The organism is Natronococcus sp. A-GB7, from assembly GCF_029688865.1.
Lineage (GTDB): Archaea > Halobacteriota > Halobacteria > Halobacteriales > Natrialbaceae > Natronococcus.
Genome location: NZ_JARUKV010000007.1, coordinates 54,271 through 68,225, shown reverse-complemented (window position 1 = coordinate 68,225; position 13,955 = coordinate 54,271). Strand labels below are relative to the sequence as shown.

At 67.8% G+C, this 13,955-nt stretch carries 15 protein-coding genes; 7 read left to right on the top strand and 8 right to left on the bottom strand.

What is annotated here, in order from left to right; all coding sequences use genetic code 11:
- Positions 1 to 27: 27 nt before the first annotated feature.
- Complete coding sequence (locus QA609_RS08080) at positions 28 to 318, bottom strand: hypothetical protein (protein ID WP_278302086.1); 291 nt, start codon at positions 316 to 318, stop codon at positions 28 to 30.
- 178 nt (positions 319 to 496) lie between these two features.
- Here QA609_RS08080 and QA609_RS08075 point away from each other — a divergent pair, with 178 nt between their 5' ends.
- Positions 497 to 1,645 (top strand): TRC40/GET3/ArsA family transport-energizing ATPase, encoded by a 1,149-nt coding sequence (locus QA609_RS08075; protein WP_278302084.1) that lies wholly within the window; start codon positions 497 to 499, stop codon positions 1,643 to 1,645.
- Between the two features lie 145 nt (positions 1,646 to 1,790).
- The gene (locus QA609_RS08070) at positions 1,791 to 2,516 is read left to right on the top strand and encodes a glycerophosphoryl diester phosphodiesterase membrane domain-containing protein (RefSeq protein ID WP_278302083.1); all 726 of its coding nucleotides are present in this window, start codon (positions 1,791 to 1,793) and stop codon (positions 2,514 to 2,516) included.
- Between the two features lie 18 nt (positions 2,517 to 2,534).
- Here the strand turns inward: QA609_RS08070 and QA609_RS08065 are convergent, their stop codons facing one another.
- The 3 genes from QA609_RS08065 to QA609_RS08055 all read right to left on the bottom strand — a co-directional run bounded on the left by QA609_RS08065 (position 2,535) and on the right by QA609_RS08055 (position 4,758).
- On the bottom strand, positions 2,535 to 3,008 hold the full coding sequence (locus QA609_RS08065) for a universal stress protein (RefSeq protein ID WP_278302082.1): 474 nt from the start codon (positions 3,006 to 3,008) through the stop codon (positions 2,535 to 2,537).
- 67 nt (positions 3,009 to 3,075) lie between these two features.
- The gene (locus tag QA609_RS08060) at positions 3,076 to 4,272 is read right to left on the bottom strand and encodes an MFS transporter (protein ID WP_278302081.1); all 1,197 of its coding nucleotides are present in this window, start codon (positions 4,270 to 4,272) and stop codon (positions 3,076 to 3,078) included.
- A 99-nt stretch (positions 4,273 to 4,371) separates the two neighbouring features.
- On the bottom strand, positions 4,372 to 4,758 hold the full coding sequence (locus QA609_RS08055; protein WP_278302080.1) for a tautomerase: 387 nt from the start codon (positions 4,756 to 4,758) through the stop codon (positions 4,372 to 4,374).
- 157 nt (positions 4,759 to 4,915) lie between these two features.
- Here QA609_RS08055 and QA609_RS08050 point away from each other — a divergent pair, with 157 nt between their 5' ends.
- Both QA609_RS08050 and QA609_RS08045 read left to right on the top strand, forming a co-directional pair.
- Positions 4,916 to 6,718 carry a DASS family sodium-coupled anion symporter gene (locus QA609_RS08050; protein ID WP_278302079.1) on the top strand — a complete coding sequence of 601 codons (1,803 nt, stop codon included), beginning with the start codon at positions 4,916 to 4,918 and terminating at the stop codon, positions 6,716 to 6,718.
- A gap of 153 nt (positions 6,719 to 6,871) precedes the next feature.
- On the top strand, positions 6,872 to 7,102 hold the full coding sequence (locus QA609_RS08045; protein ID WP_278302078.1) for a winged helix-turn-helix transcriptional regulator: 231 nt from the start codon (positions 6,872 to 6,874) through the stop codon (positions 7,100 to 7,102).
- On the opposite strand, the gene QA609_RS08040 is transcribed toward QA609_RS08045, so the two are convergent.
- The 4 genes from QA609_RS08040 to QA609_RS08025 all read right to left on the bottom strand — a co-directional run bounded on the left by QA609_RS08040 (position 7,103) and on the right by QA609_RS08025 (position 11,072).
- Complete coding sequence (locus QA609_RS08040; RefSeq protein WP_278302077.1) at positions 7,103 to 7,669, bottom strand: hypothetical protein; 567 nt, start codon at positions 7,667 to 7,669, stop codon at positions 7,103 to 7,105.
- 59 nt (positions 7,670 to 7,728) lie between these two features.
- Complete coding sequence (locus QA609_RS08035) at positions 7,729 to 8,676, bottom strand: SDR family oxidoreductase (RefSeq protein ID WP_278302076.1); 948 nt, start codon at positions 8,674 to 8,676, stop codon at positions 7,729 to 7,731.
- A gap of 608 nt (positions 8,677 to 9,284) precedes the next feature.
- Positions 9,285 to 10,076 (bottom strand): endonuclease V, encoded by a 792-nt coding sequence (locus QA609_RS08030; RefSeq protein ID WP_278302075.1) that lies wholly within the window; start codon positions 10,074 to 10,076, stop codon positions 9,285 to 9,287.
- A 57-nt stretch (positions 10,077 to 10,133) separates the two neighbouring features.
- Positions 10,134 to 11,072: a rhomboid family intramembrane serine protease gene (locus QA609_RS08025; RefSeq protein ID WP_278302074.1), complete on the bottom strand. Its 939-nt coding sequence runs from the start codon at positions 11,070 to 11,072 to the stop codon at positions 10,134 to 10,136.
- A gap of 181 nt (positions 11,073 to 11,253) precedes the next feature.
- On the opposite strand from QA609_RS08025, the gene QA609_RS08020 reads away from it, so the two are divergent.
- Genes QA609_RS08020 through QA609_RS08010 form a run of 3 tightly spaced genes read left to right on the top strand, consistent with a single transcriptional unit; the run spans position 11,254 to position 13,907 of the window.
- The gene (locus tag QA609_RS08020; protein ID WP_278302073.1) at positions 11,254 to 11,694 is read left to right on the top strand and encodes a DUF5788 family protein; all 441 of its coding nucleotides are present in this window, start codon (positions 11,254 to 11,256) and stop codon (positions 11,692 to 11,694) included.
- A complete protein-coding gene (gene polX / locus QA609_RS08015; RefSeq protein ID WP_278302072.1) occupies positions 11,691 to 13,442 on the top strand; it encodes a DNA polymerase/3'-5' exonuclease PolX in 1,752 nt (583 codons plus the stop codon). The genes QA609_RS08020 and polX overlap by 4 nt, the downstream gene beginning before the upstream one ends.
- Positions 13,443 to 13,907 carry a Mut7-C RNAse domain-containing protein gene (locus QA609_RS08010; protein WP_278302071.1) on the top strand — a complete coding sequence of 155 codons (465 nt, stop codon included), beginning with the start codon at positions 13,443 to 13,445 and terminating at the stop codon, positions 13,905 to 13,907.
- Positions 13,908 to 13,955 lie beyond the last annotated feature (48 nt).

Sequence of the window (13,955 nt, the reverse complement as noted above, 5' to 3'; positions counted from 1 at the left end):
CGAGCATCGCAGAGAAAGCTCAGTCGTCTACCGTAGGGAGCCGTTCCAGGCGCAGTCCGCACACGCGAACAGTCCCGCACCGTTGACGGTTTCGCCGCCGCAGTCGGGACAGTCCGTCGAACCGGCAGCGCCGACCGCACCGGACGGGTCGTCGGGTCGGAGGACGCCGCGGGCGTTCGCCTGCGGAAGGGTCAGTCCCCGTTCGTCGCCGTCGTAGGGGAACGGAAGGTCGTTCGTGGTCGATTCCTCGGATCGCGGTTCGGCGAGTTGTGCGTTCATGATCGGGACGTTCGAAGCGCCACCACCGGCTTCGGACACGTGTTCCGACGCTGTCATCGGCATTAAATGCTGATACTAATATGAATATACAGATAAGGATACTCTCAACACCTTATATCGAGTGCTGCGTGTTAGTATCATGCAACATCGATTCGACTGACGCCACCTCCGACTCGAGACCGACGGGTACTCGTGTGCGCACCGGAAACCGGTCCGCATGAGCGGAATCGACGTCGAGCCGGTCGACGAGGCGGACGAAGGCGGCGCAGGGGGCACCGACGACGGGGACCACACGATCGAAGTGACACCGACGGAGTCGGTCGGTGAGGACGAGGAAACGATCTCCGTTCGCCCGTCCGACGACGACATCGAGGGCCCGGACTACGTGCTCTACGGCGGGAAGGGAGGCGTCGGGAAGACGACGATGGCGGCCGCGACGGCACTCGACAGCGCCCGTGGGGGCGTCTCGACGCTCGTGGTCTCGACCGATCCGGCCCACTCGCTGTCGGACACCTACGAGACGGAGATCCCGTCGGAGCCGGCCCGGATCCGCGAGGACGTCCCGCTGTACGCCGCCGAGATCGACCCCGAGGCCGCGGTCGAGGACGCCGGCTTCGCCGCCCAGGCGCAGGCACAGGGGGAGGGCGGCATGTTCGGCGGCCTCGAGGGGATGTTCGGCGAGGACTCCCCGATGGAGTCGCTGCTGGGCGGGCCGATGCCGGGTTCCGACGAGGCCGCCGCGATGCAGCTTCTGCTCGAGTACCTGGACGACGATCGGTTCGAGCGCGTCGTCGTCGACACGGCGCCGACGGGCCACACCCTGCGCCTGCTCCAGCTTCCCGAACTCATGGACACGATGATGGGTCGGATCATGAAATTCCGCCAGCGGATCGGCGGGATGCTCGACGGGATGAAGGGGATGTTCGGCGGCGAGGAGATGCCCGACGAGGAGCCCGACCTCGAGAACCTCGAAGAGCTCCGCGAGCGCATCGAGCGCCTGCGTGCCGCCCTGCGGGATCCCGCACGGACGGACTTCCGGATCGTGCTGGTTCCCGAGGAGATGAGCGTCCTCGAGTCCAAACGGCTGCGCGAACAGCTCGAGGAGTTCGGGATTCCGGTCGGTACCGTGGTCGTCAACCGCGTGATGGAACCCCTCTCCGACGTCACCGACGACGTCGAGGGCGACTTCCTCCAGCCCGACCTCGAGAGCTGCGAGTTCTGCCAGCGACGGTGGGACGTCCAGCAGTCGGCGCTCACGGAGGCCCAGGAGCTGTTCCGAGGGACCGACGTTCGTCGAGTGCCGCTGTTCGCCGACGAGGTCCAGGGCGAGGGGATGCTCGAGGTCGTCGCGGCCTGTCTGCGGTAGGCCCCTGGCGAGCTCCGCGGGTCCGGACGTCGGGTTCCCTTCGACTCCGGTGCGAGGTCGGGAACGCCGCTCGAGAGCGCTCCCGACACGGGACTCGTTCTGGCGACCATACGATTTTTATAAAGTACGTAGAAATGCAGGGTCGATGACAACGAGGCCCCAGCGAAAGAACTCCGTCGACACGATGGCCGAGGCGTTCGGGTGGCTCAAACGCAACCCGGAGCTAATGCTCCTGTTCCTGGTCGTCGGGCTCGTCGACGGGCTAGGAGAGGTGTCGTTCCTGTTCGGGCTGCTAGGATTCCTGTTGCTCATCGTCGCGGACGCGATCGCCCACCGGTTCGCGTACGCCGAAGTCCGGGACAGGGCGACGTCGATCGGCGACGAGATCGACCACGTCCTCGGACGGCTGCTGTCGCTGGTCGGCGCGACGCTGATCTACTTCGTGGCGGTCACGATCGGGCTTCTCCTGTTGATCCTCCCCGGGATCTACCTCGCGATTCGGCTCTCGCTTGCCTTCCCCGCTATCGTCATCGACGACGAGAACGCGTTCGACGGGCTCGGGACGAGTTGGAGCGTCGCTAAGGGGAACCTGCTGAAACTGCTCGGGATCTCCGTGCTCGCGTTCGTGGCTCTGTTCTCGACGGGGATCGTCGCCGGAATCGTCGGCGCGCTGTTCGAATCGGTTGCCGTCGTCGCCGCCATCAGTGCCGTCGTTACGGCGATCGTCTCGCCGATCGTCCAACTGTCGTACGCCCGGGTCTACCTCGAGAACCGTCCCGGTTCCGAGCCCGAGCCGGCCGATCGAGACGACGACCCGTGGGGATCGACGGGAGACGAGACGCGAACGAACGCCGAAGACGCCCACTGGTAGGGACTCTCGTACCGGACGCTACGTCTCCGTTTCTTCGGCCGCGGGAACGGTCGTCACCGGACGATCGCTGTCGAGAATTACGCCCTGAGCGACGCTGCCGAACAGCACCTTCCCGACGGGCGAGCGTTTCTGGATCCCGATGACGATCGCGTCGCTGTCGCGCTCGCTCGCGGCCGCGAGGATCGTCTCGGCGGGCTTACCGACCGACTCGTGGACCTCGTAGTCGACGCCACCTTCCTCGAGCAGCGCCGTGACGACCTCGGCGGCGTCGGGCAGTTTCGTCCGATTCCGAAGGTTCTCGTCCATCTGTTCGGCGTACTCCTCGGAGAACCCGCCCGCGGCCCACTCGGCGTCGGGCCCCGACACCTCCTCGTGGACGTGGAGGACGTCGACCGTGATCTCGTCGCTGGCGCGGGGCAACTCGAGGACGGCCTGGGCCTGTGCGCGGGCACGGGCCTCGCTGTCGTCGATCGGCAGCAGAACGCGGTACATGGACGGGGGTTCGCCCGCCGAGTTCATAGTGGTTCGTTCTTCGACTCGGATCGTACGGGAATCCGTCTCAATCGTCCATCGCGGGGTCGTCGACGGGGGGATCGCTCCGGACCGCGACGACCAGCAGCCCCGCGGCGACGACGCAGCCGGCGCCGAGCAGCCACCACGAGGCCCGGTAGCCGACGACATCGGCGAGGTAGCCGAAGGCGGGCGGAGCGACGATCGAGCCGGCGACCAGCGCGAGCTGCCCGCCCGCGGTCGCCCCGCCCATCTCCTCGCTCCCGACCAGCGTCGCCATACAGGAGTAGTAGACGCCCGTGTTCCCGAGGACGAAAAAGCCCAGCGCCGCGAACGCGACCGCCGAGCCGATCGGACTCGAGGTCGCGGCGACGACCGCGAACAGGACGGCGCTGGCGAGCGCCTGGACGATCAGGATCGATCCGATCCGACGCTGGGGGTCGCCCGGCAGCGCGTCGCTCAGCCAGCCGGTTGCGAGCCGACCCGCGCTGCCGAACAGCTGGACCGTCGCGAGGACGACCCCGCCGAAGGCGACCGAGGCGCCGACCTCCTCCTCGACGAACAGGACGGTGTAGCCGGTCGTCGTGAACAGCGCCGCGCCGAGAAAAAAGCCCGCTGCGACCAGCCAGCGGTACGGCCGGTTCCTCGAGAGGGACCGAAAGTCGGGGTACTCGGCGGTCCCGCCGCCGCCGGAGCCGTCGTACAGCACCGCGAAGACGAGGGCGACGACGAGCCCGAAGCCGGCGGCGACGAGGAATCCCGCCTGCCAGAACAGCACGCCGGCGAGCCCGGTCACGAGCAGGGCGCTGATCCCGCTGCCGGCGGTGACTCCGACCTGTTTGATCCCGACCGCGAGGTTCTGCCGTCCCGCTTCGACGTTGTCGTAGACGGCCTTGTTCGTCCCCGGGATCGCGCTCGCGTACGTCGAGCCCAGAAAGAACGCGGCGACGAGCAGCAGGGCGACCGACGGCGCGCCCGCGACGAACGTCGCGCCCGCGGCGAGTCCGACGAGTCCGAGCACGAGCGAGCGGTACTCGCCGAAGCGATCGATCAACGCTCCGACCGGGAGCAGGAAAACGGCGTAGCCGAGCGTCAGAGCGGTGACGACGAACCCGACCTGAAACCGGGAGAGGCCGAACTCCGCGCGGAAGAAGGGCGTCGCCGCGAAGACGGTGTAGTAACAGACGCTCGCGGCGACCTGCCAGAGCGCGATCAGCGAGACCGTCCGCCAGTAGGACCGATCCATCGACCGCGCCTTTCCGACGGGGCCGCTTTACCGTGACGGAACCGGCGGACGGCGCGGCGTTCTCGAGTTCCGGCGCGTCTCGACCCCAGCCATCCTCGCTCAGTCGTCCCCGTCGTCCCCGTTCCACTCGCCGCCGACACGATCGACGCCCATCATCGCCTCGCCCTCGTGTTCGGTGAACACCACCTTCATGTTCTCGTCGGGGATCTCGAGGGCGTCGCCGGCGTACTCCATAGTCGCCAGCGCGAACGCTCGCTTGCGCTCGAACGGGCGTCCGCGACGGATCTCGGCGTCGAGAAAGAGCAGCGGCCCCTCGACCTCGCGGCCGAGGTGCATCGCCGAGGGCTCGCGCTCGCGGATCGTCACCGCGACGTGGCCCGCGGTCGTCTCCATCTCGTCGGTGTAGATCGCCGTCACCCGCTCTGCGAACGCCGTCCGTTCGTCGGGTGAGAGCGATCGGGTCGTGTCGAACTGTAGCAGGGGCACGGCTCGAGTTCCGCCGGCTCGAAGATGTAGGTTTCGACGGGCGCCGGTCGACCCGCGGGTAATCGTCCGACCGCGTTCGATCGAAACTGTCCGATGTTAACATCCCGACGGCCGAATCTCGGCGTTTTTTAATCCCCGATTCGAAACGCCCGAGCAGATGGTATCGAACTCCCTCGACAGGTGTCAACTCGCTATACAGCGGTTCTGGGCGTACCTGTGGTTTCTCAACGAGCAGACGAAGGCGTACCTCCGACTCGACGGCCGGGCGATCGCCGAGGACCTGGACGGGCTCTCGGCGGCGGAACGACGCGTCGCCGAGGAGGCGTTCACCGACGGCGGCCGCGACCCGAACGACGATCCCGATAACGGCGGACTCGGCGGTGGAGACGACGGCGACGGCTCTAACGGCGACGATCGGTCGCCGTTCGACGTCGGCGGCACCTACGAACTGCGACAGAAGATCGGGTTCGTTCTCGGCCCGCTGCTCTTTGCGGCGATCTTCGTCTCGCCGACGCCGGAGGGGCTGACCCCGGAGGGGCAGGCGGTCGCCGCCGTCACCGCCTGGGTCGCGGTCTGGTGGATGTCCGAAGCGATCCCGATCCCGGCGACGTCGCTGCTCCCGATCGTCCTCTTTCCGCTGACGGGTGCGCTGCCGGTCGCGGACACGACGCCGTCCTACGCCAGCCCGCTGATCTTCCTCTTCATGGGTGGCTTTTTCCTCGCGATGGCGATGCAGCGCTGGGGGCTGCACCGACGGATCGCCCTGCGGACGATCAAGGCCGTCGGTACCGAACCCTCGCGGCTCATTCTCGGGTTCATGCTCGCGACCGCGTTCCTCTCGATGTGGGTCTCCAACAGCGCGACGGTGATGATGATGGTGCCGATCGCGCTGGCGGTCATCTACCAGACCGCGGATCTCGTCGACGAGACGGGGCTCGACATCGATACCAGCGAGGGAGAGTTCTCCTTCGGCGTCGCCCTGATGCTGTGTATCGCGTACGGCGCCTCGGTCGGCGGCGTCGCGACGCTCATCGGCACCCCGCCGAACATCCTCTTTGCGGGCCAGGCCGGCGAGCTGTTCGGGACGACGATCGGTTTCGCCGAGTGGATGCTCTACGGCGTCCCCATCTCGATCGTCGGACTCGCGACGGTCTACGTCTACGTGACCCGGCTCGCGATGTCGCCGCAGTTCGACGAGCTGCCGATCGGCGCCGAGACGATCGATCGCGAACTCGAGCGACTCGGCGCGATGAGCAGCCAGGAACGGATGGTGCTCGTCGTCTTCGTCGGGATGGCGCTGTCCTGGATCGGCGCCAGCCTGCTCGAGCCGACCCTCGGGATCACACCACCGGAGGACGCCGACACGATCGTCGCCATCGGTGGCGCACTCGTCCTGTTTACCCTGCCGACCAAGACCGAGGACGGCGACCACACGTTCCTGCTCGACTGGACCAACGGCGTCGACATCCCCTGGGGGGTCATCCTCCTGTTCGGCGGCGGGCTCGCCATCGCCTCCGGCTTCGGCGACACCGGACTCGCGGCCTGGATCGGCGAACAGCTCGCCGCTCTCGAGGGCGTCTCGATGGTCCTCATCCTCCTCACCGTGGTCGCGATGACGATCTTCCTGACCGAGGTCACCTCGAACACGGCGACGACGGCGATGCTCATGCCGATTCTCGCGGGGGTCGCGGTCGGGATCGGCGTCCATCCCTACGGGCTGATGATCGCCGGTGCGACCGCTGCATCGTTCGCGTTCATGCTCCCGGTCGCGACGCCGCCGAACGCTATCGTCTTCGGCAGCGGCTACATCTCCCTCCCGCAGATGGCCCGCGTCGGCGTCGGGCTCAACGTCATCGGCATCGTCCTGATCACGATCGTCGCGCTCCTGTGGCTCCCGTTGGCCTGGGGGATCGACATCGGGACGCTGCCGACCGATTTCGCCGAAGCGTTCGACGGCTGAGTTCGCGTTCCTTTCTTTCACTCGAGTCGTACCGACCGATTGAGCGCCGCCGAGCGCCCGGTACCCGGCTCGAGCGCGTCGCTCGGAGCCGTTCTCGCCGACTGGGAACCGGAGCGTCATTCATCCGTCGCTCGGCCAATGTCGGAGTATACCATGCCGACGGACGAACCGCCTTCCGACCGGAACGAGCGCGCGATCCTCGAACTACTGAGCGACGACGGTCCGATGACGAGCTCCCAGCTGGCCGATCGCCTCGCCGCACATCCGCTGACGATCGACCGTCGGTGTCGCGACCTCCAGCGGGCCGGGCGCGTCCGTCGGTGTCCGGGCGGGGCGTTCGCCGTCGACGACTCCGGGGACGATGCGCGAGCGGCCGGCGACTGACTATCGCTCCGCGCGCTCGAGGCTGCGGTCCGACCGATCGGTCACGGCGTCCGACACCGAGTCGGCGACGTCCTCGCCGCGGAGCTCGGCGGTCGCACACTCGAGACAGTAGTGGTTGTACCCCTCCGAGCGCGTGTAGACGGGCAGTCCCGCGAGCGCGTACTCCTCGCGGTAGCGCCGGACGAGCCCCTTCTCGACCCGATCGCCGCAGTCGACACAGCGCTCGAGACAGTCCTCCTCGGGTCGGACGACCCGCCGATCGACGGACCGAACGCGACCGAACTGGGTGAGTTCGTGGCGTCGATCCAGGCGACGCCGAAAGCGGGGGTTGAGGAAAAGTCCCAGCGCGACGGTCACGAGCCCCGCCAGGAGCACGAAGAGCGCGAGCAGCCCGGCGCCGACGGCGGCGTCGACCCGGGCAGCGCCGGCCGCGACGCTGTAGCCGAACGCGAACGCAGCGCCGGTCAACAACAGTCCGACTCCGACGGTCAGCCAGCCGGCGATCCCGTACAGCAGCTCGGAGATCCTGTCGGCGAGCTCGACGACTCCGACGGGACCGTCCGACATCGATGTGCGAATCGTCTCCGCGCCGAAGTATAAGTATTCTGCAACGACCGGTCGCGGCGTCAGACGAGCTTCCGGACGACGCCGTAGAGGGCGTCCTGGAGCCGGTCGGGGAGGAACCGGGCGTAGACGCCGAACTGCCCGAGCGGGCCGACGGGGTAGCGGGCCGGCGGCTCCGAGCGGATCGCCGACTCGACGATCGCCGTCGCGACCTCCGCGGGCGTGGAGGCGAAGGGACCGCCCTGCCCGCCGCCGATCAGCTGGGCCTCGTCGTAGATCTCGTACAGCGACTCGTAGGCCGGCGTGCGCCGGGACTCGGGGAGCTCCTCGTCCATCCGATCCGAGAACTCGGTTTCGACCGGACCGGGCTCGATCAGCACGACGTCGATGCCGAACTCCTCGACCTCGCCCCGGAGCGCGTCGCTCATCGACTCGAGGGCGTGTTTCGAGCCCGAGTAAGCGCCGTAGCCGGGGAAGGATACCCGGCCCGCGACGCTCGAGACGTTGATGATCCGCCCCTCGCCCTGGGCGCGCATATGCGGGAGTGCGGCCCGAGCGAGGCGATGGGGGCCGTAGACGTTGACGTCGAACTGGCGGTGAAGGTCGACCGTGGAGACGTCCTCGATCGGCCCCATCTGGGCGTAGCCCGCGTTGTTCACCAGACAGTCGATCGCGCCGCCGATCTCGACGGTGCGCTCGACGACGTCGGCGACCTGGTCGGGGTCGGTGACGTCCAGCTCGAGGGTCGTACAGCCGGCCTCCTCGAGGTCCGCGATGTCGTCGACGTTCCGGGCCGTCGCGATCACCTGCCAGTCCTTCTCGAGGAACGCTCGCGCGGTCGCGTGGCCGATCCCCGACGAGCAGCCGGTGATCAGCACGCACTTCTTGCGCGTGTAGCGGTCCTCGGTCGCGTCGGCCGTCTCGGTCTCGTCCGTCGGTTCCCGGCGAGTGTCGTCTGCGGCGGTCGCGTCGTCGCCCGCCCCGTCGTCGGCTTCCTCAGCGATGGCCATGCGTGACCGTTTCGAGAGTGGATACCTAAGTATCGACGGTTTATCGTGCCGGTCTGAAAGTCACCCCGAGCGGAGAACGGACCGGTGCTACTGGCTCGAGGACCCGTGACGAGGCGTGCAGCGCCGTCGTTCGGGTTCGGACTCGCGCTCGAGGAACCGAACGACGTGGCACACGCTGAATCGCGACGAGCGAAGCGAGGCGCGGTTCGACATCGTGTGAGGTCTTTGCGAGTAATACGAGCAAAGGCTTGGCAGAGCGCGCTCTGCCAGTGGACGAGCGACCGCAGGGAGCGTAGCGCGGAACCGAAGGTACCGCGGACCGTGCGAACGGGTGCACAGCACCCGTGAGCAGAAGTCGGTTGGGGAGGAGGTGGGGACTCCCCGTGTTCGGGTCGGCAGAACGCTGTTCTCGTTCGTCGAGACGGGTTCCGAAGCAAAACGACGTCGAACTCTTTCGATTCGCTCGAGCCGCCTTCGCTCCCGTCCGAGCGGCGATCACGCCCGAGCTGTTCCCGTCGAACTCGTCGGTCCTCCGGATTCGGATTTCGGCCCCGTACTCGCCGAGATGTTGACGAACGCGGGCACGTCGCGACACTCGTTCCCGTCGCCTACTCCTCGAGCCCGCGTTTCGCCTCGTCGGCGTAGCTGTCGGCCAGCCGAACGGGGTCGGGAAGCTTGTACGATGACGACAGCGCGAGGGCGACGTCGGCCGCCGTCTCGGGGCCGACGCGATGGCCCGGGCTGACGTACAGCGGGTTGATGTACCGATCCGGCGAGTCGTACTGGCGGGTCTGAACGGCGTAACCAAGCAGGGTGCCGTCCTCGGCGTCGACCCTCGAGTTCGCCTCGATTCCGACACGCGTCCCCTCAGGGAGGTCCTCGAGGTCCTCGCGCGGGCTACCACAGAGCAGGCTCTTCGCGATTCCGATACTTGGCGCGTCCAGCACGACGCCCATGTGGGTCGCGATCCCGGCCTGTCGGAAGTGGATGCGGCCGCTGCCGTCGAACAGCAAGAGGTCGGGGTCGACGGAGAGTTCCTCGAGCGCGTCGATGATCGGCGCGCCCTCGCGAAAGGAGAGCAGGCCGGGGATGTAGGGGATCTCGAGGGGGGTCACCGCGTGGACCCGTTCGATCACCTCGCCGCCCTGCACGGCGACGACGGCCGACAGCGCTCGATCCTGGTCGCCCGCCTCGTTCGTGAGAAACGACTGATCGACCCCGGCGACGATCGGGGGGTCGCCCGCGTTCGAGGACGCGGCCAGCGGATCGCCAAGTACGGCGGGATCGAACTCGAGGTCGTCCTCGAAAACCGCGGCGTCGGCGATCTCGCGCTGGAGGGTTTCCATCTCCGAGCGCTCGAGCGAGGCGTCGGGAACGAGGTCGGGGCGGGAGACGTGCATCGGTACGGCGGGATTGACGGCGCGGGAAAATCAGTGCCTGGGCTTTCGGCTGCGCGCTCAGAAGCGACGGCGCCCGCCCGGTCCACCGGGGCCACCGGGACCGCCAGGGCCGCCAGGGCCGCCACCGCCGAGCTGGAACTGATCGGGTGCTCGCACGTTCTGTGTGCGTTTGATGTACTCGCCGTAGGCCAGTCCGATCACGAGCCCGACGAGATGAGCCGCGTGGGCGATGTTCCCGCCGCCGCCGGTGCCGATGAAGATGACGCTGATCAGCGCCGTCCCCGCCGCGAGGATCCAGAGCGGGACGGGCAGGATGAAGTAGAGGTAGACGGTGAGGTTAGGGTTCAGGATCGTGAGCACGCCCATGATCGCCAGTGCGGCGCCGCTGGCGCCGACCACGCCGCCGAAACCCGGCGGCACGCCCTGCAGGATCTGGATCCCGATCTGGCTGAGACCGGCGACGGCACCGCTTATCAGGAACAGCCCCAGAAAGTCCCGCGAGCCAACGTAGCGCTCGACCAGCGGGCCAAAGAAGAAGATCACGATGCTGTTGAAGACGATATGCAGGAACCCGCCGTGGGCGAAGATGGAGGTGATCCACGTCCAGACGTACTCCGGACTCTCGGGGGCGAGAACGAACAGCGATCGATGGACGCCCGAGCCGAGCGTAAGCTCGACGATCCCCTGAAGCGCGAACGTGACCCACATCAGCGCCAGCACCGTGTAGGTCATGTTCCCGCGGAAGTACCCCAAGGGGCCGCCCGGCCCGGTGTCGATCGGGAGCTTGTCGGTCAGACCCGAGCTCTTCGCCGTCCCCCCGTTGTCGACGCTGTCGTCGAACCCGCTGTCGAAGACCCCCTGAGGATCGTTCCAGTTGTTGAGACTGGTACAGTCGTGGTTCTCCGGCAGTCGATGTTCCGAACAGTAGGTGCCCCCACAGTGCCGGCAGTTGTAGGGCATGCTTTCCTCTCTCCCACACACGTCGCACGTGGCCATTGCGCCGAGATAGGAGTGGCACTCTCAAGGGATTTGGGGTTCAGCTCCGACGCTTGCGGGCGAATCTCCTGGACGGTGGCCGAGAGCGGAGCCCGGTCGACGCGTGCCTCGAGCGGCGATCGGCCCGTGGTCGGCGAGCTCGTGACGTACACTTTTGCCGTTCAGCCCCCAACGGAGGGGTGTGCAAGAGTACGAGCGCAAGCAGCTGCTCGAGCGCGTCGAGCGCGAGGGCGCCACCGTCGGCGCGGACATCCCGGAGACGATCACCGTTCAGGGCGAGGAGATCGACCTCCGAACGTTCGTCTTCGAGATCAAGCGCCGCGACACGGTACCCCCCGGCGAGCGCGACCGCGTCGAGCAGGCCAAACGGAACCTGCGCCGCGAGCGCGTCGAGCGCGTCGAGGCCATCGAGGAGGGCGCAGTCTCCCGCGAGGAGGGCGAGGAGCTCGCCCAGGGGATTATCGGGATCGATCGCGCGCTGAACGCCCTCGAGAACCTCGGGCCGACGAACCTCGAACAGGAACAGAAGGCCCAGCAGGCCGCCGACAAGAAGCGCTGGATGTCGTTCCTGAAGAAGGCACTCGGCCAGAAGGACGCAAACAGCCAGGGGCGAGGACGATGACGACCAACGCAGAACTCGCGGGCCGGTTCGAGGAGTTCGCCGACCTGCTCGAGGCCGACGACGTCGAGTACAAACCCCGCGCCTACAGGCGGGCGGCCGAGAGCGTCCGCGCCCACCCGACGCCGATCGCCGACTACGTCGGCGCGGACGATCGGGAGTCGATCGAGACGCTCGACCACGTCGGCGACGCCATCGCCTCGAAGATCGTCGAGTACGTCGAGACCGGAGAGATCGAGGAACTCGAGGAGCTTCGCGCCGAACTACCGATCGACATCGCCGACCTCACCCGGATCGAGGGCGTCGGCCCCAAAACGGCGGGCAAGCTCTACCGCGAACTCGGGGTCCAGACGCTCGACGACCTCGAGGAGGCCGCCGAGGCCGGCGAGATCCAGGAGGTCAAGGGGTTCGGCCCGAAGACGGAGGAGAACATCACGGAGAACCTCGAGTTCGCCCGCACGATCGGCCAGCGCCAGCTGCTCGGGGAGGCCCGACCGCTAGCCGACGACGTGCTGGCCTTCCTCGAGTCCCTCGAGGACGTCCGGCGCTGCGAGGTCGCCGGCTCCATTCGACGGTGGCGCGAGACGATCGGCGACGTCGACGTCCTCGTCGCGACCGAGGACGCCGAGGACGTCATCGAGTCGTTCGTCGGCTGGGACTCCGTCGACAGCGAGATCGAGTCCGGCCCCGCGAAGGCCAGCGTCCGCGTCGGGGAGATCCGGGTCGATCTGCGGACCGTGGTCCCCGAGGAGTTCGGCTCTGCCCTGCAGTACTTTACGGGGAGTAAGGACCACAACATCACGCTTCGCAACTACGCGATCGACCGCGACGTCAAGCTGAACGAGTACGGCGCGTTCGACGTCTCGGAGATCGACGATCCCGACGCCGGTCAGCGCGTCGGCGAGCGGGTCGCCGGCGAAACCGAGGAGGGAATGTACGAGGCGCTCGACCTCGAGTGGATCCCGCCCGAGCTGCGCGAGGATCGCGGCGAGATCGACGCCGCGGCTGCTGGCGAACTCCCCGAGTTGCTCACCCGCGACGATATTCGGGGCGACCTCCACACGCACACCGAGTGGTCCGACGGCAACACCTCGATCGAGGCGATGGTCGAGGCGGCCGCGGAGATGGGCTACGACTACTACGGCGTCGCCGACCACGCCGAGGGACCGGGCGTCGTCGCCGACATGGGTCTCACTGATACGGAAATCCTCGAGCAGGTCGAGGCGATCCGCGAGGTCGCCGCTGCCGCCGAGATCGAGGTCTTCGCGGGAATCGAGGCCAACGTCGACGCCGACGGCGGGATCGGCCTCGGCGAGGAGGTCATCGAGGCCCTCGACGTGATCGTCGCCTCGCCCCACAGCGGGCTCGGCCAGGACGCCACGACGGCCACGGCTCGACTCGTCGCGGCGATCGAGAACCCAGCCGTCGACGTGCTCGGCCACCCCAGCGGGCGGCTGCTCAACGAGCGCTCCGGGCTCGACTTCGACGCGACCGCGCTCGGCGAAGCCGCGGCCGAACACGGGACGGCACTCGAGGTCAACGCCAACCCGCGACGGCTCGATCTCTGGGGCAGCGCCGTCCAGGCTGCGGTCGAGGCGGGCGCGCCCATCTCGGTCAACACTGACGCCCACCAGCCCACGACGCTGGAGTACATGCGCTGGGGCGTCCACACCGCTCGTCGCGGCTGGGCCGAGCCCGCGGACGTGATCAACACCTGGACGCTCGAGGAGCTATGCGAGTTCCTGCACTGAATGCGAATCCTCCTCGACGTCATGTGCGGCGGCCTGCCCGCCTACCTTCGAATGTGCGGCCACGACACCGCTTACGCCGGCGATCGGGGACTCGAGGCCGACGACGCACTGCTCGCCGTCGCGCGGGATGAGGACCGGACGCTCGTCACGCGAGACGTTCAGCTCGCGACCCGTGCCGACGACGCGATCCTCCTCGAGACGCGCGACGTCGAGGCTCAGCTCGCCGAACTCGCAGCGGCTGGACTCGAGCTTACACTCGATGACGAGCCGCGCTTCTGCGGGCGCTGTAACGGATCGCTCGAGGCCGTCGAGCCCGGCCGTTCGACGCCGGAGTACGCGCCGGATCCCGCGGAGACGGCGGTCCGGGTCTGTACCGACTGCGGGCAGTTCTTCTGGCGGGGGAGTCACTGGGAGCGCGTCGAACGAACCCTCGAGGAGGTTCGCGCCTCCGACTGCAGGGAGTAGGGCGATAGCGCTCGCTTCTCACGGAATGCCTCGATCCGAAAACCTTCC